Annotated in this window: 20 protein-coding genes and 1 riboswitch; of the genes, 11 read left to right on the top strand and 9 right to left on the bottom strand. The window is 73.0% G+C overall.

What is annotated here, in order from left to right:
- Positions 1–13: 13 nt before the first annotated feature.
- The 8 genes from D3P35_RS06170 to D3P35_RS06135 form a co-directional block, all read right to left on the bottom strand.
- Positions 14–1,003, bottom strand: a complete 990-nt coding sequence (locus tag D3P35_RS06170; protein ID WP_198670484.1) for a HesA/MoeB/ThiF family protein — start codon at positions 1,001–1,003, stop codon at positions 14–16.
- A complete protein-coding gene (locus D3P35_RS06165) occupies positions 1,000–1,599 on the bottom strand; it encodes a thiamine phosphate synthase (protein ID WP_118133687.1) in 600 nt (199 codons plus the stop codon). The genes D3P35_RS06170 and D3P35_RS06165 overlap by 4 nt, the downstream gene beginning before the upstream one ends.
- A complete protein-coding gene (locus tag D3P35_RS06160; RefSeq protein ID WP_118133597.1) occupies positions 1,596–2,375 on the bottom strand; it encodes a thiazole synthase in 780 nt (259 codons plus the stop codon). The genes D3P35_RS06165 and D3P35_RS06160 overlap by 4 nt, the downstream gene beginning before the upstream one ends.
- Before the next feature lie 2 nt (positions 2,376–2,377).
- Positions 2,378–2,575, bottom strand: a complete 198-nt coding sequence (gene thiS, locus D3P35_RS06155) for a sulfur carrier protein ThiS (RefSeq protein WP_118133596.1) — start codon at positions 2,573–2,575, stop codon at positions 2,378–2,380.
- Positions 2,553–3,548, bottom strand: coding sequence for a glycine oxidase ThiO (thiO, locus tag D3P35_RS06150; protein ID WP_118133595.1), 996 nt, complete (start codon positions 3,546–3,548; stop codon positions 2,553–2,555). Before thiO ends, thiS begins: the two co-directional genes overlap by 23 nt.
- Positions 3,549–3,787: 239 nt before the next feature.
- Positions 3,788–3,895, bottom strand: a riboswitch (TPP riboswitch).
- 61 nt (positions 3,896–3,956) lie between these two features.
- A complete protein-coding gene (locus D3P35_RS06145) occupies positions 3,957–4,727 on the bottom strand; it encodes a VOC family protein (protein ID WP_232830400.1) in 771 nt (256 codons plus the stop codon).
- A 42-nt stretch (positions 4,728–4,769) separates the two neighbouring features.
- Positions 4,770–5,936, bottom strand: coding sequence for a serine hydrolase (locus D3P35_RS06140; RefSeq protein ID WP_118133594.1), 1,167 nt, complete (start codon positions 5,934–5,936; stop codon positions 4,770–4,772).
- On the bottom strand, positions 5,926–6,654 hold the full coding sequence (locus tag D3P35_RS06135) for a thioredoxin family protein (RefSeq protein WP_118133593.1): 729 nt from the start codon (positions 6,652–6,654) through the stop codon (positions 5,926–5,928). Before D3P35_RS06135 ends, D3P35_RS06140 begins: the two co-directional genes overlap by 11 nt.
- Positions 6,655–6,774: 120 nt before the next feature.
- Between D3P35_RS06135 and D3P35_RS06130 the strand changes: the two genes are divergently transcribed.
- Together D3P35_RS06130 and D3P35_RS06125 are read left to right on the top strand one after the other, a co-directional pair.
- Entirely contained in the window at positions 6,775–7,221 is a 447-nt protein-coding gene (locus D3P35_RS06130; RefSeq protein ID WP_118133592.1) for a MarR family winged helix-turn-helix transcriptional regulator, read from the top strand.
- A 205-nt stretch (positions 7,222–7,426) separates the two neighbouring features.
- The gene (locus tag D3P35_RS06125) at positions 7,427–9,154 is read left to right on the top strand and encodes an ABC transporter ATP-binding protein (protein WP_118133591.1); all 1,728 of its coding nucleotides are present in this window, start codon (positions 7,427–7,429) and stop codon (positions 9,152–9,154) included.
- 202 nt (positions 9,155–9,356) lie between these two features.
- Here D3P35_RS06125 and D3P35_RS06120 read toward each other — a convergent pair whose 3' ends face one another.
- Positions 9,357–10,310 (bottom strand): sensor domain-containing diguanylate cyclase, encoded by a 954-nt coding sequence (locus D3P35_RS06120; RefSeq protein WP_255418344.1) that lies wholly within the window; start codon positions 10,308–10,310, stop codon positions 9,357–9,359.
- A 334-nt stretch (positions 10,311–10,644) separates the two neighbouring features.
- Here D3P35_RS06120 and D3P35_RS06115 point away from each other — a divergent pair, with 334 nt between their 5' ends.
- The 9 genes from D3P35_RS06115 (at position 10,645) to D3P35_RS06075 (ending at position 18,736) form a co-directional block, all read left to right on the top strand.
- The gene (locus D3P35_RS06115) at positions 10,645–11,367 is read left to right on the top strand and encodes a GntR family transcriptional regulator (RefSeq protein WP_198670483.1); all 723 of its coding nucleotides are present in this window, start codon (positions 10,645–10,647) and stop codon (positions 11,365–11,367) included.
- Entirely contained in the window at positions 11,364–12,890 is a 1,527-nt protein-coding gene (locus tag D3P35_RS06110) for an FGGY-family carbohydrate kinase (RefSeq protein WP_118133588.1), read from the top strand. The genes D3P35_RS06115 and D3P35_RS06110 overlap by 4 nt, the downstream gene beginning before the upstream one ends.
- Complete coding sequence (locus D3P35_RS06105) at positions 12,887–13,687, top strand: BtpA/SgcQ family protein (RefSeq protein WP_118133587.1); 801 nt, start codon at positions 12,887–12,889, stop codon at positions 13,685–13,687. Before D3P35_RS06110 ends, D3P35_RS06105 begins: the two co-directional genes overlap by 4 nt.
- A complete protein-coding gene (locus tag D3P35_RS06100; RefSeq protein ID WP_118133586.1) occupies positions 13,684–14,439 on the top strand; it encodes an SDR family NAD(P)-dependent oxidoreductase in 756 nt (251 codons plus the stop codon). The genes D3P35_RS06105 and D3P35_RS06100 overlap by 4 nt, the downstream gene beginning before the upstream one ends.
- 2 nt (positions 14,440–14,441) lie before the next feature.
- Positions 14,442–15,377, top strand: coding sequence for an ABC transporter permease (locus D3P35_RS06095; RefSeq protein WP_118133585.1), 936 nt, complete (start codon positions 14,442–14,444; stop codon positions 15,375–15,377).
- A 61-nt stretch (positions 15,378–15,438) separates the two neighbouring features.
- Entirely contained in the window at positions 15,439–16,374 is a 936-nt protein-coding gene (locus D3P35_RS06090; protein WP_118133584.1) for a sugar ABC transporter substrate-binding protein, read from the top strand.
- 25 nt (positions 16,375–16,399) lie between these two features.
- The gene (locus D3P35_RS06085) at positions 16,400–17,155 is read left to right on the top strand and encodes an ATP-binding cassette domain-containing protein (RefSeq protein WP_118133583.1); all 756 of its coding nucleotides are present in this window, start codon (positions 16,400–16,402) and stop codon (positions 17,153–17,155) included.
- A gap of 180 nt (positions 17,156–17,335) precedes the next feature.
- Positions 17,336–18,109 carry a DUF6683 family protein gene (locus D3P35_RS06080; protein ID WP_157982049.1) on the top strand — a complete coding sequence of 258 codons (774 nt, stop codon included), beginning with the start codon at positions 17,336–17,338 and terminating at the stop codon, positions 18,107–18,109.
- A gap of 165 nt (positions 18,110–18,274) precedes the next feature.
- Complete coding sequence (locus D3P35_RS06075) at positions 18,275–18,736, top strand: (2Fe-2S)-binding protein (protein WP_118133581.1); 462 nt, start codon at positions 18,275–18,277, stop codon at positions 18,734–18,736.
- The last annotated feature ends 2 nt before the right edge of the window (positions 18,737–18,738 follow it).

Genomic DNA, 18,738 nt, shown 5'->3' with positions numbered 1-18,738 from the left:
TTTCTCCGGTTTTTCAGGTGTTTTCGGGGGTGGCTTCGCCGAGGGCTACGAGCACGATCTCGCCGTCCCAGCGCGCGGCGAGGCGGCTGGCGGCCTGCCAGGAGCGCAGGCCGGAGCGGCAGCAGAGCACCGCGCGCTGGCCCGGGCCGGGCAGCGGGCCGCTCGCGCCGAGATCGGGCACGGTAAGGCGCAGGGCGCCGGGGGTGGCGGGCACGGGGGCTTCCTCCGCCTCGCGCAGGTCGACCACGAAATCGCCGCTCGCGATGGCGGCGGGGGCGATGAAGCGGGGCGCGCGCGCGGGCTCCGGCGCGCCGTCGAAGCGGAAGCCGCCGAGGCGCAGGGCGCTGCCGTCCCAGCTCACCAGCCGGCCGAGGGGGGAGGGGCTGAGGCCCAGCACATGGCTGAGCGCGAGCTGGGCGAGGAGCGAGCCCACCACCCCCACCGCGGGGCCCAGCACGCCGGCGGTGGCGCAGGAGGCCATGCGCTCCGGCAGGTCGGGGAAGACCGCGCGCAGCGAGGGCGCGCCGGCGCAGAAGCCGCCCGCGTAGCCCGAGAGCCCGAGCACCGAGCCGCTGAAAAGCGGCAGCCCGCGCGCGAGGCAGGCGTCGGAGGCGGTGTAGCTCGCGGCGAAACTGTCCGCGCAGTCGATCACGAGGTCGGTGCCCTCGAGCGCCGCCTCCACCGTGCCGGGGTCGATGCTGCCGATCACGGGGGTGACCGTGCAGTCGGGGTTCAGTGCCGCGCAGACCTCCGCCGCCGCCTCGGCCTTGAAGCGGCCGAGATGGGCGGCGGAGAAGATCACCTGGCGGTGCAGGTTTCCGGTCTCCACCCGGTCGGGGTCCCACAGGGTGATGCGGCCGAGGCCGGCACCGGCGAGATATTGCAGCACCGGCGCGCCGAGGCCGCCGGCGCCGATCACCAGCGCATGGGCGGCGCGGATGCGGGCCTGGCCGGCGTCCCCCACCTCCGGCAGGATCTGCTGGCGGGCGTAGCGCGCACTCATCGCGTCGCCTCCACCCAGGCGCCGAGCCGCGCCTCGGGGTCGGCGTTCAGCGTGATGTCGGTGACGACCGAGACGATGTCCGCCCCCGCGGCGAAGGCGCCCTCCGCGCGCTCCACGCTCATGCCGCCGATGGCGACGAGGGGGGTGGCGCCGACGCGGGCCTTCCACTCGGCCACCCGCTCCAGCCCCTGTTGCTCCCAGCGCATCTTCTTGAGGATGGTGGGGTAGACCGGGCCGAGGGCGACGTAATCCGGGCCATGCGAGAGGGCGCGCTCCAGCTCGGCCTCGTCATGGGTGGAGAGGCCGAGGCGCAGGCCGGCGCGGCGGATGGCGGGCACGTCGGCCTCATCGAGGTCCTCCTGCCCGAGGTGGACGAAATCGCAGCCCTCCTCGATGGCGATCTGCCAGTGGTCATTGACCACCAGCACGGCGCCGGCGGCGGCGCAGAGGTCGCGCGCGGTGCGGATTTCGGCGCGCAGGGTGTCGGGCCCGGCGTCCTTCACGCGCAGCTGCACGAGGCGCATGCCGAGGGGAAGCATGCGGGCGATCCAGGCGGCGCTGTCGAAGATCGGGTAGAAGCGGTCGAGCGTGCTCATGCGAGGAAGGCCCTCCCGATCAGCGGGGTGGAGGGGGCGGCCATGTCGCGCGGCTCCATCGGGTCGGCGGCGAAGGCGGCCCGGCCGGCCTCGACGGCGAGCGCCATGGCCCGGGCCATCGCGGCGGGGTCTCCGGCCTTCGCCACGGCGGTGTTGAGCAGCACCGCGTCATAGCCCATCTCCATGGCCTGTGCGGCGTGCGAGGGCAGGCCGATGCCGGCGTCGATCACCATCGGCACCTCGGGGAACTGCGCGCGCAGCGCCCGCAGGCCCGGCAGGTTCGATAGCCCCAGCCCCGAGCCGATCGGCGCGCCCCAGGGCATCAGCACCTCGCAGCCGGCGGCGAGCAGGCGCTCGGCCACCACGAGGTCCTCGGTGGTGTAGGGGAACACGCGGAAGCCCTCGGCGGTGAGGATCTCCGCCGCCTCCACCAGCGCGAAGACATCCGGCTGCAGCGTGTCGGTATGGCCGATCACCTCGAGCTTCACCCAGGGCGTGCCGAACATCTCGCGCGCCATGTGGGCGGTGGTGACCGCCTCCTTCACCGTGTGGCAACCGGCGGTGTTGGGCAGGATGCGGGTGCCCATGCCTTCCACCAGCGCCCAGAAATCCTGGCCGGCGAGCCCGCCGGGCCCGCCCGCCTCGCGGCGCAGCGACACGGTGGCCACCCCGGCGCCGCTGGCGCGGAAGGCCTCGGCCATGATGGCGGGGGAGGGGTATTGCGCGGTGCCCAGCATCAGCCGGCTCTCCAGCGTCTCTCCGTAGAATGTGCGCATGCTCAGCCTCCCTGCATCGGGGCCAGCACCTCGAGCGCGCAGCCGGGGGCGAGGGCGGTATCGGGGCGGGCGGGGGCGGGCACGAAGGCGCCGTCGAGCGCGGTGGCGACACGGGCGTCGCCGTAGCCGAGCTCGGTGAGGGCCGCGTCGAGGCGGGTGGCGCGGATCTCGCGCGGCTCACCGTTGAGGAAGATCTTCATCCATCATCTCCGGTCGGGTTTCGGTGTGGAACAGGTGGTCGGCGGCCATGCGCGCCATGGCGGGCGACAGCAGGAAGCCGTGGCGGTAGAGCCCGTTCACGAAGAGCGTGTCGCCCCGGCGGCGCAGGCGCGGCAGGTTGTCGGGAAAGGCGGGGCGGGCGTCGACGCCGATCTCGAGGATCTCGGCCTCGCCGAAGGCGGGGTGCAGGGCATAGGCGGCACTCAGCAGCTCGAGCATGGAGCGCGCGGTGATGCGCCCGCGCTCGGCGCTCTCGATGGAGGTGGCGCCGAGCATGTACACCCCGTCGCCCCGCGGCACGATGTAGAGCGGGATGCGCGGGTGCAGGAGGCGCACCGGGCGCGAGAGGCTCACGTCCGGGCAGCGCAGCACCAGCATCTCGCCCTTCACGCCGCGCAGGTCGGGCAGGGCATCGCGCGCGGCGAGGCCGCGGCAGTCGATCAGGGTGGTGGCGGGGTCGGGCGCGGTGCCGCGGCGGATCTCCACCCCCGCCGCCTCCAGCCGGGCGCGCAGGGCGTCGAGGGCGGCGCGGGGCGCGAGATGGCCCTCGCCGGGATAGAACAGGGCGCGGCGGAATCGGCCGGAAAGGTCGGGCTCGAGTGCCGCGATGCCGGGGGCGTCGAGCCGCTCATGGCCCGATGTGCGGCGGGCGAAGCGCTCCAGCTCTCCCCCGTCGCGCGAGAGGGCGAGCACCAGCGTGCCGGCGCGGGTGACCCCGCCTGCGTGCCGCTCCCACCAGCCGATGGCCTCCTGCCCGAGGCGCAGCACCGGCTCCTCGGCGCTCTCGGCCTCGCACCAAGGGGCGAGCATGCCGCCCGCCCACCAGGAGCAGCCATGCGGGCCGGGCGGGCCGGCGCGGTCGATGATCTCGACCCGGCCCCCGCGCGCGACGATCTCGCTCGCGACCGTGAGCCCGGCCACGCCGGCACCCAGAATGGTGGCGCGGACGCTCATGCGCGGCGCCCGCCGCCGCTCCGCGCGCCGCGCACGGTCCCCGGCCCGCGGGCCGGACCGGCCACAGGCTCGGTGCGCCCCGGCCGCCGCGCCGCCGGCGGGGCGGGGGCGCGGGACGGTGCCTGGCCGCGGGCCACGGCGTTGGTCCTCAGGGGGTCAGTCATGACCTTTCCTCCTTTGCGCGATCCGGGTCTGGCAAAGGAGGCGGTGAGACGATGGGCTGCGCCCCGGGGGCTGCTGCCGCTCTGAAACCCGTTCCCTACGCCGGTACTGACCGGATCAGGTTCGATGGGTTGATGCGCTGATCGCATCTCTCAGCCCGTGCCCGGGCACCCCAACGGATGAGCAGGAGGTTAGGCGCCTTCCCCGGCCGTTGCAACAGGGGAGAGGCGGATCGTGAAGAGCGTTTCAGCGCGAGGCGGAGAGCAGGCCGAAATGCGCGCCCTGGGGGTCGGTCGCCTGCAGCACCCAGGTGTCGCCGGGTACGAGGTGGGGTCCCATCAGCACCGTGCCGCCCCCTTCGGTGATGCGGGCGGCGGCGGCGTCGAGCGCGCTCACCCGGAAGTAGTACTGCCAGCAGGGGCGGGGCACGGCGGCCGGCCGGGTCATCATGCCGCCGGGCACGTCGTCCTTCTGGAGGAAGATCTGGTAGCCGCCCATCTCGCCCATGTCCATCAGCGTGTCGAGGCGCCAGCCGAACAGGGTCTCGTAGAAGCCGGTCACCGCCGGCATGTCCTCGGCGTAGAGCTCCTGCCAGCCGACGGTGCCGGCCTCGTCCTCCGGAGCGGGCGGGCCGCTGCCATCGGTGCCGTCATTGGGCTGGAACAGGCAGAAGATCGCGCCCTGCGGGTCGGCCACCACGGCGAAGCGGCCGACGCCGGGGATGTCGGTTGCCGGGCGGTGGACGGCGCCGCCGGCCGCTTTCAGCCGGTCGGACATCTCCTCCACGTCCGTCACGCCCACGTAGCCGGACCAGAAGGGCGGCATGCCCTGCGCCTCGGACGGGGTGCCCATCAGCCCGGCGCGCATGCCGCCCGCCGAGGAGGCGAGGCGGTAGTCGAAGTCCGGCATGCCGGCGTCACGGATGTCCCAGCCCAGCACCCCGGTGTAGAAGGTGGCGGCGGCGGGCAGGTCGCTGGTCATCAGCTCGTACCAGACGAAACGGTTGGCAGAAGTCACGTGCAGTCTCCTCGGTGGGTCAGCGGGGCGGTGAAGCGGGGTTCAGCGGTTCAGGGCGAGGTCGTGGAAGCGCTCGAAGGCGGCGACATCCTGCGGCGAGGTCATCATCCGCTGGGTGAGCAGGATGCTGAGGCGGCCGGCTTCGGGGTGGATGCGGAAGCTGGTGCCGAAGCCGCCCTCCCAGCCGTGGCGCCCGCCCTTTCCGATGCCGATGCCGAAGCCCCAGCCCCCCGTCTCCCAGAAGCCGGGGAAGAAGGGCGAGCGCGCCTTCTGCGCGTCGGTGATCCGGTCGGTGAGCATCGCGTCGACGCTCGCGCGCGAGAGCACCCGGCCGCCGGGGAAGGCGCCGTGATCGAGCAGCATGCGCGCGAAGCGGGCGTAGTCGGCCGCGGTGGAGACGAGCTCGGAGGGGAAGGCCGGGGGCGCCGCGTGCGCGCCGCCCGCGCCGGGGTCGTGCAGCGCGAGCGTGCCGCCGGGCCCGGGCCGGGCGGCCGAGGACAGCCGGTCGATCCTGTCGGGGGGCGCGTGGAAGCCGGTGTCCGCCATCCCCAGCGGGCCGAACACGATGCGGTGCAGCACCTCCTCGAGCGGCGCGCCCCCGGCCCGGGCCAGCAGCACCGCGAGCACGTCGAACCCGGTGTGATAGGCCCAGGCCGCGCCGGGCTGGTGGCGCAGGGGCAGGGCGCCGAGCGCGGCCATCCACGCGTCGGGCGGGGTGCGGATCGGGTCCGGCCCGGGGGCGAGCCCGGCCGCTTCCAGCGCCGCCTGCATCGGGCAGCTTCCCGGCGGCGCCATGATCGCGCCCTGGCCGAAGCGCAGGGTGAGCAGGTCGTCGAGGGTGATGGCGCGCGCGGCGGGCCCGGTGTCGGTGAGCGGGCCGTCGGGGTGGCGCAGCACGCGCATCTCCGCGAGCTCGGGCAGCCAGCGCGAGACCGGGGCATCGAGCGCGAGCACCCCCTCCTCCACCAGCGCCAGCGCCGCCACGGCCAGCACCGGCTTGGTCATCGAGGCGATGCGGAACAGCGTGTCCGGGCGCATCGGCGGGGCGCCGCCCGGCCCCATGCGCCCGGCGCAGAAGACATGATGCGCGCGGTCCGGCCCGGACACCAGGGCCACCGCGCCCCAGGCCCGCCCGCCTGCCACCTCCGCATCGAGGGCATCGGCCAGGGCCTGCGCGGGCAGGGGGGCGAGCCCCGCTTCAGCCGCCATGACAGCAGGCCGCGGCGGGGGCGGTCTCGTATTCGTCGTGCCGGCGCACCCAGTCCATGATGTTTGCCTCGTTGCGGCCCTTCGGCGCGAGGTCGAGCATCATGTAGGTGCCGATCAGCTCCTCCGGCCCGCGGGCGTAGCTCGAATAGCTGTGCAGCACCGCGCCATCCGGCCCGCGCTCGAAGGCGCTGATGCCCGGCAGCTCGCGCGCCGCGTTCTCCGCCGGCGTGGCGCGGAAATTGTAGTCCACCGCGCCGGAGGCGAGCTCGGCCTCGGTGAAGCTCACGTGGAAGTCCCGGTTGAAGCTGCTGCCGGCCGAGGAGGCCCAGGGAAAGCGCCAGCCCATGCGCGCCCGGTAGGCCTCGATGCCGGCCAGCGGCGCGGAGGAGACGGCGGTGAGCGTCACGTCATGCGCCTCGAGATGCGGCAGCATGGCGTCGAAATGGTCGGCGAGGAAGGAGCAGCCGGTGCAGCCCGCCTCCCAGCCCGGGCCCAGCATGAAATGGTAGACCATGAGCTGGCTGCGCCCGGCGAAGAGCCCGGCGAGATCGGTCACGCCCTCGCGGGTCTCGAAGCGGTAGGGCGTGTCGATGCGCACCCGGGGCAGGGCGAGACGCTCCGCCGCCAGCGCGTCGCGCGCCCTGGTGTGCTCCTTCTCCCGGGCCAGAAGCGCGCGGCGCGCGGTGAGCCAGTCATCCCGCGATGCGATCCGTGTCATGGCGGCAGCCTCCCTTTTGGCGGGCCCTGCCGGGGCCCTTGTCCCGCGCACCGTGCTCTGCCTGGCAGGCCGGGGCGCTTTGGTCTTGCTGATTCATATTGATATCAATATTATTCCGGCATGTCAAAGAATGCCATCCTTCCCTTCGAGACCACCCTGCGCGTGCGGGACAGCTGCCTGTGCCTGCACGCGCAGCGCGCCGCGCGGGCGCTGGCGCGGCGCTTCGACGAGGCGCTGCGGCCCTTCGGGCTCACCAACGGCCAGTTCTCGCTGCTGATGTCGCTCAACCGGCCGGAACCGCCGCCCATGGGGCCGGTGGCGAGCCTGCTGGCGATGGACCAGACCACGCTCACCGCGGCGCTGAAGCCGCTGGCGCGGCGCGGGCTGGTGCAGGTCGAGGTGAGCCCGCGGGACCGGCGGGCGCGGCTGCTGGTGCTCACGGCCGAGGGGCGGGCGCTGCTGGCCCGGGCGCTTCCGGTCTGGGAGGCGGAGCACGGCGCGCTCGAGGCGGAGCTGCCGCCCCCGGGCGCGGACGCGCTGCGCACCGGGCTGCGCGCGCTCGGCTGAGCGCCGGCGCCGGCCCCTTCACAGGCCCCCGCACCTGCCCCCGCACCGACCCCTGCGCGGCGGCCGCGACCGCGCGCTTGAGATGCGCCGCCCGGCGGGCTAAGAGCGGAGCCAGGACGGGGGGCGCCCCCGTTTCCCCCCGTTCCCAGCCCGCCGGCCCCGCCCCGGGCCCCCGCCAGGGACACCGCCTTCCCGGAGAGCCCCGATGTACGCGCGCTTCTTTTCCTACTACCGCCCCTACCGCGGGCTGTTCTGCCTCGACTTCGGCTGCGCCGTGCTGGGCGGGCTGCTGGAGCTCAGTTTCCCCATGGCGGTGCAGATGTTCGTCGACCACCTGCTGCCGCAGGGCGACTGGGCGCTGATCCTGCTCGCCTCCGCCGGGCTGGTGGCGCTCTACCTGTTCAACGCGGGGCTGATGGTGGTGGTGACCTACTGGGGCCACATGCTGGGCATCAACATCGAGACCGACATGCGCCGGCGCGCCTTCGACCACATCCAGAAGCTCTCCTTCTCCTATTTCGACGAGCGCAAGACCGGCCACCTGGTGGCGCGCATCACCAAGGACCTCGAGGAGGTGGGCGAGGTGGCCCATCACGGGCCGGAGGACATCTTCATCGCGGTGATGACCTTCCTCGGTGCCTTCGTGCTGATGTTCATGGTGAACCAGGACCTCGCGCTCATCACCCTCGTCGTGGTGCCGACCACGGCCTTCGTGGCCATGCGCTACGGCACCCGGATGACCCAGACCTGGCAGGCGATCTACGGCCGCGTGGGCGAGTTCAACGCGCGGGTGGAGGAGAACGTGGGCGGCATCCGCGTGGTGCAGGCCTTCACCAACGAGGGCCACGAGCGCGACCTCTTCGCGGTGAACAACCGCAACTACCGCCGCACCAAGCTCGACGCCTACCGGGTGATGGCGGCGAGCATGACGCTCAACTACCTCTCCATGCGCCTCACCCAGACCGCGGTGATGGTGGCGGGCACGTATTTCGTCATCGCGGGCTCGCTCACCGCCGGCGAGTTCGTGGGCTTCCTGCTGCTGGTGTCGGTGCTGTTCCGGCCCATCGAGAAGATCACCACGATGATGGAGCTCTACCCGCGCGGCATCGCCGGCTTCCGCCGCTACTGCGAGCTGATCGACACCGAGCCCGACGTGACCGACCGCCCCGGCGCGAGGCCCGCCCCCGCCTTCCGCGGCGGCATCCGCTTCCGCGACGTGCATTTCGCCTACCAGCCCGGGCGGCCGCAGCTCAACGGCATCGACCTCGAGATCGCGCCGGGCGAGACGGTGGCCTTCGTCGGGCCCTCGGGGGCGGGCAAGACCACCATCTGCTCCCTGCCGCCGCGCTTCTATGACGTGACCTCCGGGGCGATCGAGATCGACGGCATCGACATCCGCGACGTCACCCTCGCCTCGCTGCGCCGGCAGATCGGCGTGGTGCAGCAGGACGTGTTCCTGTTCGGCGGCACGCTGCGCGAGAACATCGCCTACGGCCGCCTCGGCGCGAGCGACGAAGAGGTGCTGGAGGCGGCGCGCCGCGCCCGGCTGGAGGAGACCATCGCCGGGCTGCCCCAGGGGCTCGACACGGTGGTGGGCGAGCGCGGGGTGAAGCTCTCGGGCGGGCAGAAGCAGCGCATCTCCATCGCGCGGATGTTCCTCAAGGACCCCGCGATCCTGATCCTCGACGAGGCGACCTCGGCGCTCGATTCCGTCACCGAGCGGGCCATCCAGGCCTCGCTGGCCGAGCTCTCGGCCGGGCGCACGACGCTGATCGTGGCGCACCGTCTGAGCACGATCCGCGACGCCGACCGCATCTTCGTGATCGAGGAGGGCGAGGTGCGCGACTGCGGCACCCACGCGGAACTGCTCTCCCGCCCCGGCCCCTATGCGCGGCTGAACGCCATCGCCCCGGGCGAGACCGCCCCGGCCTGAACCCGCACCGCGGGAGACGTCCCTCGGGGGCATCGAGCCCCCTCGGGCCGTGCGCGGCTGCCCCGGGCCCGGCGCGGGGCGGAGGCGGGGGCGCGGGCCGCGCGCACCGCCGGCCCCTGCCTCCGCCCCGGGAATGCCGGGGAGCCGGGCTGCGCCGATGGGCGGGACCGTTGCCGGGACCGGCGGGGGCGGCCGGCCTCCCTCAGAATTCGCAGCGGTTGCGGCCGTTGCGCTTGGCGCGGTAGAGCGAGGCATCGGCGGCGGCGAGCCATCCGGCAACCGACCCGGTCTCCGCCGCGCAGGGGGCAAGGCCGAAACTCGCGGTCACCTGCACCCCCGGAAGGGCGGGCAGCGCGATGTCCGCCACCGCCAGGCGCAGGCGCTCGGCGATGGCCAGCGCCTCCTCGTGCCCGCAGTCGCGCAGCAGCACGCCGAACTCCTCGCCGCCCATCCGGCCGAGCGCGTCGCCGCGCCGCAGCCCGGCCTGCAGCCGGGCCGATACGGCGGCGAGCACCGCATCGCCCGCCGCGTGGCCGTGGCTGTCGTTCACCGTCTTGAAGTGGTCGATGTCCACCAGCGCCAGCCGGCTCGGCTCCCCCTCGCCCAGATGCCGGGCCAGCGCGCTGCCCAGGTGCTCCTCGAAGGCGCGGCGGCTCAGCGCCCCGGTGAGACTGTCGCGCGAGGCGATCAGGCGCAGCTCCATCTGCTCCACCGCGAGGCCGGCGAACCCGTGCAGGATGGCGACCTGCTCCTCGCTGAAGCTCGCGGGCCGGGTGTCGATCACGCAGAGCGCGCCGACATTGTAGCCCTCCGGCGTGCAGAGCGGCGCGCCGAGATAGGCGCGGATGCCCGGCGGACCCACCACCATCGGGTGGCGGGCGAAGCGCGGGTCGGCCAGGGTGTCGTCGATCACCAGCGCATCGCGGCTGCGGATGGTGCGATCGCAGAAGGCGAGGTCGCGCGGCAGCTCGCCCGGCTCTATGCCGAGGGCGGACTTGCACCATTGCCGGTCGCTGTCGATGAGCGTCATCAGCGCCATGGGCGCGCCGTAGATGCGGCGAACCAGCGTGGTGATCTGCTCGAACCCGCCCTCGGGCAGCGTGTCCAGGATCTGGTAACGATGGAGCGCGGCAAGCCGCGCGGGCTCGTCGCTCAGGGTCGGATCAGACGACAGAACTGGTATCCCTCCGGGGCGCGCGCACGGCCGCGCGGGCCTGCCTCTTTTTCAACCGGCACGCATGCTGTCGCAGCGGGTGCCTTCGCATTGCGGGGAGGATAGACCCGCGCGCCGGGGCTGGCAATGCGGCCCTCTCGCGCGGAGCGCCTGTCCCCGCGGCAGCGCCGGCCTGTCTGCGAAAGCGGATACAGGCGGTCCGGGCCGCCGGGCGGAAAACGCCGCGATTTCAGGGCTATCCCTGCCCACAACCCCCGCGCTTGCCTGTAGGCTTGTCCTTGGAACCTGTCACAAGATGGATTCGCAAGGAGGGCGCATGACGCGACTGTATCTCAGACTGGCCGAACAGCTGCGGGCGGAGTTCCGCTCCGGCGCGCTGCGCGACGGCGACGCGGTGCCCTCCGAGGCGCAGCTCCGGCAGGCCTACGGCGTGAGCCGCACCACCGTGCGCGCCGCCCTCGCCCTGCTGGAGGAGGAGAAGCTCATCGAGCGCCGCCAGGGCGTGGGCGCCTTCTACCGCTCCGGGCGCATCGCCAAGCATCTCGCCCGGGAACTCGACTTCCACACCGAGGGCCGCGCCCACGGCCAGACGCCCGCCACCCGGGCGCTCTCCTTCGCCGCGCGGCCCGCCAGCCTCTCCGAGCGCACGGTCTTCGGGCCGGAGGCGCGCGGCGGCGTGGTGGAGCTGCGCCGCCTGCGCCTGCTCAACGGCTGCGCCTCGGTGTTCCAGACCTCCGTGCTCTGCCACCCGGGGCTGGAGGCGCTGGCCCGGCCCGATTTCGAGAACGTCTCGCTCTACCGGCTGCTGGAGCGCCGCTTCGGCCTGCGCGTGACCGCGATGCAGGAGACGCTGGAAGCCACCACGGCCAGCGCGGAGGTGGCCCGCATCCTCGGCATCGAGCCCGGCGCCGCCCTGTTCAACACCAACCGCATCGCGCGTGACGCCGCCGGCCGGGTGGTGGAGCTGTCCCACAACGCCGTGCGGGCCGACCGCTACTACTTCACCTTCGAAGGCTCGATCGCGGAGTTCAGCCAATGACCGGCACACATGTCCTCTGCGTCGACCTCGGCGGCTCCTCGCTCAAGGCCGGGCTCTTCGGCCCCGACGGCGCGCAGATCGCCCTCGCCTCCGTGCCGGTCTCCTTCGAGGAAGACCGCTCCGGCCGCTCCGAGCAGGACCCCGCCCTGTGGTGGCGCGCGCTCTGCGCGGCGGTGGAGGAGCTCGCCGCCGGGCCGGGCTGGCCGGGCGCCCTCGGCTGCATCTCGGTCTGCGGCTTCACCCGCACGCAGGTGTTCCTCGGCCGCGGCCACCGCGTGGTGCGCCCCGCGATCAGCTTCCGCGACAGCCGCGCCCTCGGCCCCGCCGAAGCGGCGCTGAAGCGCCCCGGCGTGGCGGCGCACGAGGACGCGGGCGCGCTCAACCCCTTCCACCCGCTCGCCCGGCTGCTCTGGCTCGCCCATCACGAGCGCGAGGCCTGGGAGCAGGTGCAGCTCGTGGTCGAGCCGAAGGACTATCTCAACCTGCGCCTCACCGGCGCCCCCGCCTCCGACCCGATCTCGCTGCACTGGCTGGCGCGGGCGATGGCGGGCGGCTCGGCCTCGCTCGCCGCGGCCTGCGGCCTCGCGCCGGGCCGGCTGCCGCCCACGGTGCCGGCGGGCGGGCTGGTGGGGCGGGTGAGCGCGGGCCTGCCCGGGGCACTCGGCGCGCTCGCCGGCACGCCGGTGGTGCAGGCCTCGACCGACACCTGGACAGCCGTCGCCGGCCTCGGCGGGCTGCGCGCCGGGCGGGCCTACTGCATCTCCGGCACCTCCGAGGTGGTGGGGCTGATGGCCGGAACGCCCGCGCGCGCCGAGGGGCTCATCACCATGGAATGGGGCGAGTGCCTGTGGCAGGTGGGCGGCCCGGGGCAGAACGGCGCCACGCTGCTGCCCTGGATCACCGACCTGCTCGCCCCCGGGCCCGCGCCCTTCGCCGAGCGGCTGGAGCGGCTGCTCGCCGCCCGCCCCTCCGGCAAGCCGCTCCTCTTCGCGCCCTGGCTCAATGGCGAGCGCACCCCCTACTGGGACCGTGACCTGCGCGGCGCCTTCCTCGGCCTCACGCCCGAGCACGGGCCCGGCGACATGGTGCGCGCGGTGATGGAGGGCGTGGCGCTTGCCAACCGCGACGTGCTCTCGCGCGCCGAGGCCGCGGCGGGGCAGGAGGCGGCCGAGTTCCGCATCGCCGGCGGCGGCGCGCGCTCCGCGCCCTGGAACCGCATCCGCGCCGACATGCTGGGCCGCATGGTCATCGCCTCGGCGGAGGCGGAGCTGGGCCTGCTCGGCTGCCTCGCCGTGGCGCGGGTGGGGCTGGGGGAGGCGGCGGATTTCGCCTCCGCCGCCGATGCCGCCCCGCGCGAGACCGAAGCCTTCCGCCCCGACCCCGCCCGAAGGGCCCGGGCCGACGCCCTGTTCCGAACCTACCGCGAGGCACGCGACGCGCTTGCCCGCGCCTCCCACGCGCTGGCCGCCATCGGCCGCGAAGATTTCAGCACTCCAACAGAACGAGGAGCCGGGGCGAGATGAAGACCCTGTTCGAAAGCCGCTACAACACGCCGAAATTCCTGATCGGCATGGTCCACACCCTCGCCCTGCCGGGCGCGCCGCTCTACGACCGCACGGGCGGCATGCGCAAGATCGTGGCGCAGGCAAGGGCCGAGGCCCGCATCCTGCGCGAGGCCGGCTTCCACTCGGTGATGTACTGCAACGAATCCGACATGCCCTACGAGAGCGTGATGCAGCCCCAGACCATCGCCGCCATGACCGAGGTGATCGCCGAGGCGCAGGACGGGCTGGGCCTGCCGCATGGCGTGAACATGCTCATCGACCCCGTGGCCTCGGTGGCCATCGCCCATGCCACGGGCGGCGAGTTCGTGCGCTGCTTCCTCACCGGCTCCTACGTGGGCGACCTCGGCGCCGTGGTGCCGGACGGGGCGCGCGCCCTGCGCCTGCGCGCCGAGCTTGCCGCCGAGAACATCGCGCTGATCTGCAACGTGACCCCCGGCTTCTCCATCAACCTCGACACGCGGCCCGTGCCCAGTGCCGCCTCCGGCGCGGTGTTCCTCGGCCTGGCCGACGCGGTCTGCGTCTCCGGCCCCGCCGCGGGGGTCGAGGCCGATCTCGCCGCCATCGAGGCCGTGGCCGCGAAGGTGCCGGACACGCCGGTCGTCGTCGGCACCGGGGTGTCGGCGCAGAACATCAACCGCCTCGCCACCGCGGCGGATGCCTTCATCATCGGCACCTCGATCAAGATCGACCAGCAGACCCTGAACGCCGTCGACCCCGCCCGGGCCGACGCCCTCGTGCGCGCCATGGCGGCATGAGCGGGCCGGTCTGCCTCGTCACCGGCGCGGGGGGCGGCATCGGCCGTGCCTCCGTTGCCGCCCTCATGGACAACGGCTGGCGCATCGCCGCCACCGACCGCCCCGGCTCGGAGTGCGCGGAAGGCGACGCCCTCGCCTTCTTCCCCGCCGACCTCGCCGACCCCGCGGCGCCGGAGGCCGTGGTGGCCGCCGCGCTGGCGCGCTTCGGCCGGCTCGACGGGTTGCTGCACTGCGCCGGCACCTCCCATGTCGCCGCCTTCCCCGAGCAGGATGACGAGGGCTGGGACCGGGTGATCGACATCAACCTCTCCGCCGCCCACAGGGTGGCGCGGGCGGTGGGCCGGCACCTCATCGCCCAGGGCACCGGCGGCGCGGTGGTGATGATCTCCTCGCTCGCCTGGATGAGCGGCGGGGCAAACCCGGCCTACGGTGCCGCGAAGGGCGGGGTGAACACGCTCGTCTTCAACATGGCCCAGGCGCTGGGGCCGCACGGGGTGCGGGTGAATTCCATCGCCCCGGGCATCATCGCCACAGACATGGTGCGCGGCGCCTTCCCGGGCGAGAAATTCGGCCGGCTGGAGCGCGCCGCCTCGGCCCGCACGCCGCTGCGCAGGCTGGGCCGGGCCGGGGACGTGGCCGATGTCGCCGCCTTCCTGATGTCGGAAAGGGCGGGATTCGTGACCGGCACCGTGATACCGGTGACAGGTGGGCTGGAGCTGGTGCCGCCGATCGGCAATATCGAGGGGAGCTGAGGGTGAGAGGGGTCATCGAGAAATACGGCACGGCGCTGGCCGGGCTGCTGGTGGTGCTCGTGCTGCTGGTCTTCGCGCGCAACTTCGCCTCGGTGGGCAATCTCGCCAACGTGCTGAAGCAGACCAGCTTCCTCGCCATCCTCGCGGTGGGCTTCACCTTCGCGCTCATCACCTCCGAGCTCGACCTCTCCTTCGCCAACATCTGCTCGCTGGCGGCGGTGGTCTGCGGCGGGATGATCCATGGCGGGGTGGCCTGGCCGCTCGCGGTCATCGCCGCACTCGCCATCGGCACGGCGGGCGGGCTGGTGAACGGGCTCATCGTCACCCGCGCCAAGGTGCCCTCGCTCATCACCACGCTGGGCACGGCCTCGGTGGCGAACGGCATCGCCTTCATGCTCACCGGTGGCGTGGGCTTCGTGGGGCGGTGGGACGCGAATTTCCTCGCCCTCGGCCGCGCCACCGTGGCCGGCATCCCGGTGCTGATCTTCTTCATGGCCGTCGTGGTGCTGGCCGGCTGGCTGGTGAGCCGCCAGACCCGCACCGGCCGGCACATGCAGGCCACCGGCGAGGCCGAGGAGGCCGCGCGCCGCGCCGGCATCGCCACCCGGCGGATGAAGGTGATCGGCCTCACCCTCTCGGGCGTCACCGCCGGCATCGCCGCGGTGCTGCTGGTGGCGAGCCTCTCCTCCGCCGCGCCGCAGATGGCGGGCGACTACCTGCTCAACGGCATCGCCGCCGTGCTGCTGGGCATGACCATGTACGACCCCGGCCGGCCCAACATCGCCGGCACCTTCACCGGGGCGCTCATCATCTCGGTGCTGGGCAACGGGCTCGTGCTGCTCGGCGCCCCCTACTACCTGCAGGACATCATGCTGGGCGTGATCGTGATTGGCTCGGTGAGCCTCTCGGCCAGCGTGCTCAAGAAGGCGGCCCTCTGAAGGCCGCCCCCAACCACAGGGAAAACCGGGGCCGAGGCCCCGCCAACAAGGAGGTAAGGACATGTTCAGAACCTGTGCTGCCGCGGCAGTCGCGATTGTCACGGCCTTTTCGGCCAATGCGTTCGAGGTGGGCGTCGTCGCCTTCCAGATGTCGTCGGAAACCCATGCGCGCGTGGCCAACGCGGTGGAAGCCGCGGCGAAGGAGAAGGGCTGGGACGTGACCGTGCTCAACTCCAACGGCACCCTGCCTAGCCATGCCGAGCAGATCGAGAACCTCATCCAGCGCGGGGTGGACGGCATCATCCTCGCCATGTCCAAGCCGGTGGAGTTCGACGCCCAGTTCGCCGAGGCGAAGGAAGCCGGCATCCCCCTCATCACCGTGATGAGCGGCGCGAGCCCGAACGCGCTCTTCGACGTGCAGGTGAACGAGTATTCCGTGGGCGCGCAGGCGGCACTCTACCTGCTGGGCGAGATCGGCTACGAGGGCAACATCCTCACCGAGCGCTTCGAATCCAACGCCGGCACCCGCATCCGCGGCAAGGTGCTCGACGTGGTGCTGTCGGAAAACCCCGCCGTCACCGTGGTGGGCTCGCATTCCATGGCCCGCACCCAGTCCTGGCGCGATGACGTGCGCGCCGGCATGCAGGCGCTGATGCTGCAGAACTCGGGCGATTACAAGGGCATCTGGGCCTCCTTCGACGGCCAGGCCTTCGTGATCGACGACCTGCTCTCCGCCGAGGGCATGCAGAAGGGCGACGTGGCGCTGGTCTCGGTCGACGGCGGCGAGGAAGCCTTCCGCCGCATCGCCGATCCTGCCTCCATGCTGCAGGCCACCGTCTCGATCCCCTTCGAGGCCATGGGCGCCGCCGCGGTGGACGCGATGGAGAAGATCGCCGTGGAGGGCCAGCCGAAGGAGGCCATCACCGCCGGCCCCTACCTCTACCAGGACGCGGTGCTGGTGGACGCCTCCAACGTCGACCAGTTCCTCGGCCAGTGACGCGCCGGGGCGAGGGAGAGTGAGCATGGACCCGATCCTGAGCGTGCGCGCCGCCACCAAGGCCTACGGGGCGCTGACCGCGCTGCGCGGCGCCGACCTCACCGTGGCGCGCGGCGAGGTGCACGCCGTGTGCGGCGACAACGGCGCCGGCAAGTCGACGCTGATCAAGCTGATCTCGGGGGTGGAGACCCCCACCTCCGGCGAGATCACGGTGAAGGGGCGCCCGGTCTCCTTCGCCACGCCGCATGACGCGCTCGAGGCCGGCATCGCCACCATCCACCAGGACCTCGGCCTCGCCCCGCGCATGACCATCGCCGAGAACATCTTCATGGGCTCCGAGCTGGTGACCCGCCGCCTCGGCCTGCCGCTGCTCGACCACCGGCGCATGAAGGAGATGGCGAAGGGCTACCTCGGCCGGCTCAACTCCCGCCTCACCGACATGGACCAGCCGGTGGAGCGGCTCTCCGGCGGCCAGCGCCAGGCGGTGGCCATCTCCCGCGCCCTGCGCTGGGACGCGGAGATCATCATCATGGACGAGCCCACCGCCGCGCTCGGCGTGCGCGAGACCGCCCAGGTGCTGGAGCTGATCGGCAGCCTGCGCGCCGTCGGCGTGACCGTGATCCTCATCAGCCACGACATGAACGACGTGGTGCGCATCGCAGACACGGTGACCATCCTCTCCGGCGGGCGCACCGCGCGCGTGCTGCGCGCCGGAGACACCGACGCGCAGGGCCTCGCCAACCTGATCATGCACGCCGGCAGCCTCGCCGAGCCGGCCTGACACCGGGGGCGCAACCGGCGGGGCAGGAGTGCTGTCCCCGATAATACCTAAAGTTGTGCGGGCCCGGTTGTGGCCGGTCCCGCGCATGGTATCCTTCCTCCTCGGAAGCCCTGCGGTTCTCCCGCCTCGCCCGGCGGGGCGCGGGGGCAACAGCGGGGGGATACTGGAGGATAGAAGAGCATGCGCCTCGTCCATCGTCTGCGGGCCACTCCTTTGACGCTTCTCGCCGCCGCCCTGCTGCCGGCGGCCAGCCCGGCGCAGGATTTCCACGGCCTGAGCAACAGCATTTCCGCCGAATACGATATCCGCGCCTTCCGCGAAGGTGTGGCGATGATGGCCAACCCGGCGCTGGAAGCCGGCCGCCGCGCCGTGCTGGAAAACGACCTCGCGCCGGAGGAAATCGCCATGCACAGCCTGCACGGCCGTGGCGAGCTCGGCTTCGAGCGCGATCCGGCCGTGTCCGAGGAGGTGCACGCCGCGCTGGTGGAGAGCATCGCCCCCGCCGGCTCGCAGGCCCGCGACAGCCTGCGCGAGGCGCTGCACGGCGGGGAGGTCTGGGACGGGTTCACCGAGCTGCTCGCCTCGGCAGGATACGATTCCGGCAACTTCGCCGACGTGATGACAGCCTGGTACGTGATTTCCTGGGAAGTGGTGAACGACCGCGACGCGGGCCTCACGCCGGAGGGCATCGCCGCGGTGAACGACCGTATCGTGGCCATCCTGTGCGTCGACCCCCACATCGCCGCCCTCACCCCGGCCGAGCTCCAGCAGGCCGCCGAGGCCATGGGGCTGCTCGCCACCCTTGCCGGCATCGCCAGGGCCCGGATGGAGGCCCGGGGGCAGGAGCAGGAGCTGTCGCGGCTGCGCGAGGGGCTGCACGGCGCCATCCTCGACACCGGGGTCGATCTCGCGGGCCTCGTGCTCACGCCGGACGGTTTCGTGGAGCACCGCTGAGCCGCAGGCCCGGCGCCGGCCGGCGGACCACCGGCGGGAATGGTTGCGCCCGCACGGATTCGCGGGCATCATCCCGACGCGCCCCTCCGGGGGGCAGCCACCGCGCAAAGCCCCCCTTTCCGCCGCCAGGCACGCGCAGACGTGCCGAAGCCAGGGAGTTTCACCATGTCCGTCACGCTCACGGTCAACGGCACCGAGCACCGGCTCTCCGTCGACCCCGACACTCCGCTCCTCTGGGTTCTGCGCGACGAGTTGCGCCTCACCGGCACCAAGTTCGGCTGCGGCGTCGCGCAATGCGGCGCCTGCACGGTGCTGCTGGACGGCATGACCCGCCGCTCCTGCGTCACGCCCGTGGGCGCGATCGACGGCGCCTCCGTCACCACCATCGAGGCGCTGGAGGGCCCGGAGGCCGAGGCCGTCCGGGCCGCCTGGGTGAAGATCGACGTGCCGCAATGCGGCTACTGCCAGTCAGGCCAGGTGGTCTCGGCCACGGCGCTCCTGCAGGAGATCCCGAAGCCCAGCGACGCGGATATCGACAGCGCGATGGCCGGCAATGTCTGCCGCTGCGCCACCTACCAGCGCATCCGCGCCGCCATCCACGAAGCCGCGACCACGCTGGAGGGCTGAGC

It is taken from the genome of Oceanicella sp. SM1341 (genome assembly GCF_003448965.1).
GTDB lineage: Bacteria > Pseudomonadota > Alphaproteobacteria > Rhodobacterales > Rhodobacteraceae > Paroceanicella.
This window is presented reverse-complemented; position numbering and strand designations above follow the sequence as displayed.

Excerpts from the sequence above, each read along its gene's own strand:
- D3P35_RS06090 (WP_118133584.1), top strand. The coding sequence starts at position 15,439 with ATGTTCAGAACCTGTGCTGCCGCGGCAGTCGCGATTGTCACGGCCTTT.
- thiO (WP_118133595.1), bottom strand. The coding sequence starts at position 3,548 with ATGAGCGTCCGCGCCACCATTCTGGGTGCCGGCGTGGCCGGGCTCACG.
- D3P35_RS06100 (WP_118133586.1), top strand. The coding sequence starts at position 13,684 with ATGAGCGGGCCGGTCTGCCTCGTCACCGGCGCGGGGGGCGGCATCGGC.
- D3P35_RS06135 (WP_118133593.1), bottom strand. The coding sequence starts at position 6,654 with ATGACACGGATCGCATCGCGGGATGACTGGCTCACCGCGCGCCGCGCG.
- D3P35_RS06085 (WP_118133583.1), top strand. The coding sequence starts at position 16,400 with ATGGACCCGATCCTGAGCGTGCGCGCCGCCACCAAGGCCTACGGGGCG.
- D3P35_RS06075 (WP_118133581.1), top strand. The coding sequence starts at position 18,275 with ATGTCCGTCACGCTCACGGTCAACGGCACCGAGCACCGGCTCTCCGTC.
- thiS (WP_118133596.1), bottom strand. The coding sequence starts at position 2,575 with ATGAAGATCTTCCTCAACGGTGAGCCGCGCGAGATCCGCGCCACCCGC.
- D3P35_RS06125 (WP_118133591.1), top strand. The coding sequence starts at position 7,427 with ATGTACGCGCGCTTCTTTTCCTACTACCGCCCCTACCGCGGGCTGTTC.
- D3P35_RS06165 (WP_118133687.1), bottom strand. The coding sequence starts at position 1,599 with ATGAGCACGCTCGACCGCTTCTACCCGATCTTCGACAGCGCCGCCTGG.
- D3P35_RS06115 (WP_198670483.1), top strand. The coding sequence starts at position 10,645 with ATGACGCGACTGTATCTCAGACTGGCCGAACAGCTGCGGGCGGAGTTC.
- D3P35_RS06110 (WP_118133588.1), top strand. The coding sequence starts at position 11,364 with ATGACCGGCACACATGTCCTCTGCGTCGACCTCGGCGGCTCCTCGCTC.
- D3P35_RS06130 (WP_118133592.1), top strand. The coding sequence starts at position 6,775 with ATGTCAAAGAATGCCATCCTTCCCTTCGAGACCACCCTGCGCGTGCGG.
- D3P35_RS06105 (WP_118133587.1), top strand. The coding sequence starts at position 12,887 with ATGAAGACCCTGTTCGAAAGCCGCTACAACACGCCGAAATTCCTGATC.
- D3P35_RS06140 (WP_118133594.1), bottom strand. The coding sequence starts at position 5,936 with ATGGCGGCTGAAGCGGGGCTCGCCCCCCTGCCCGCGCAGGCCCTGGCC.
- D3P35_RS06160 (WP_118133597.1), bottom strand. The coding sequence starts at position 2,375 with ATGCGCACATTCTACGGAGAGACGCTGGAGAGCCGGCTGATGCTGGGC.
- D3P35_RS06170 (WP_198670484.1), bottom strand. The coding sequence starts at position 1,003 with ATGAGTGCGCGCTACGCCCGCCAGCAGATCCTGCCGGAGGTGGGGGAC.
- D3P35_RS06080 (WP_157982049.1), top strand. The coding sequence starts at position 17,336 with ATGCGCCTCGTCCATCGTCTGCGGGCCACTCCTTTGACGCTTCTCGCC.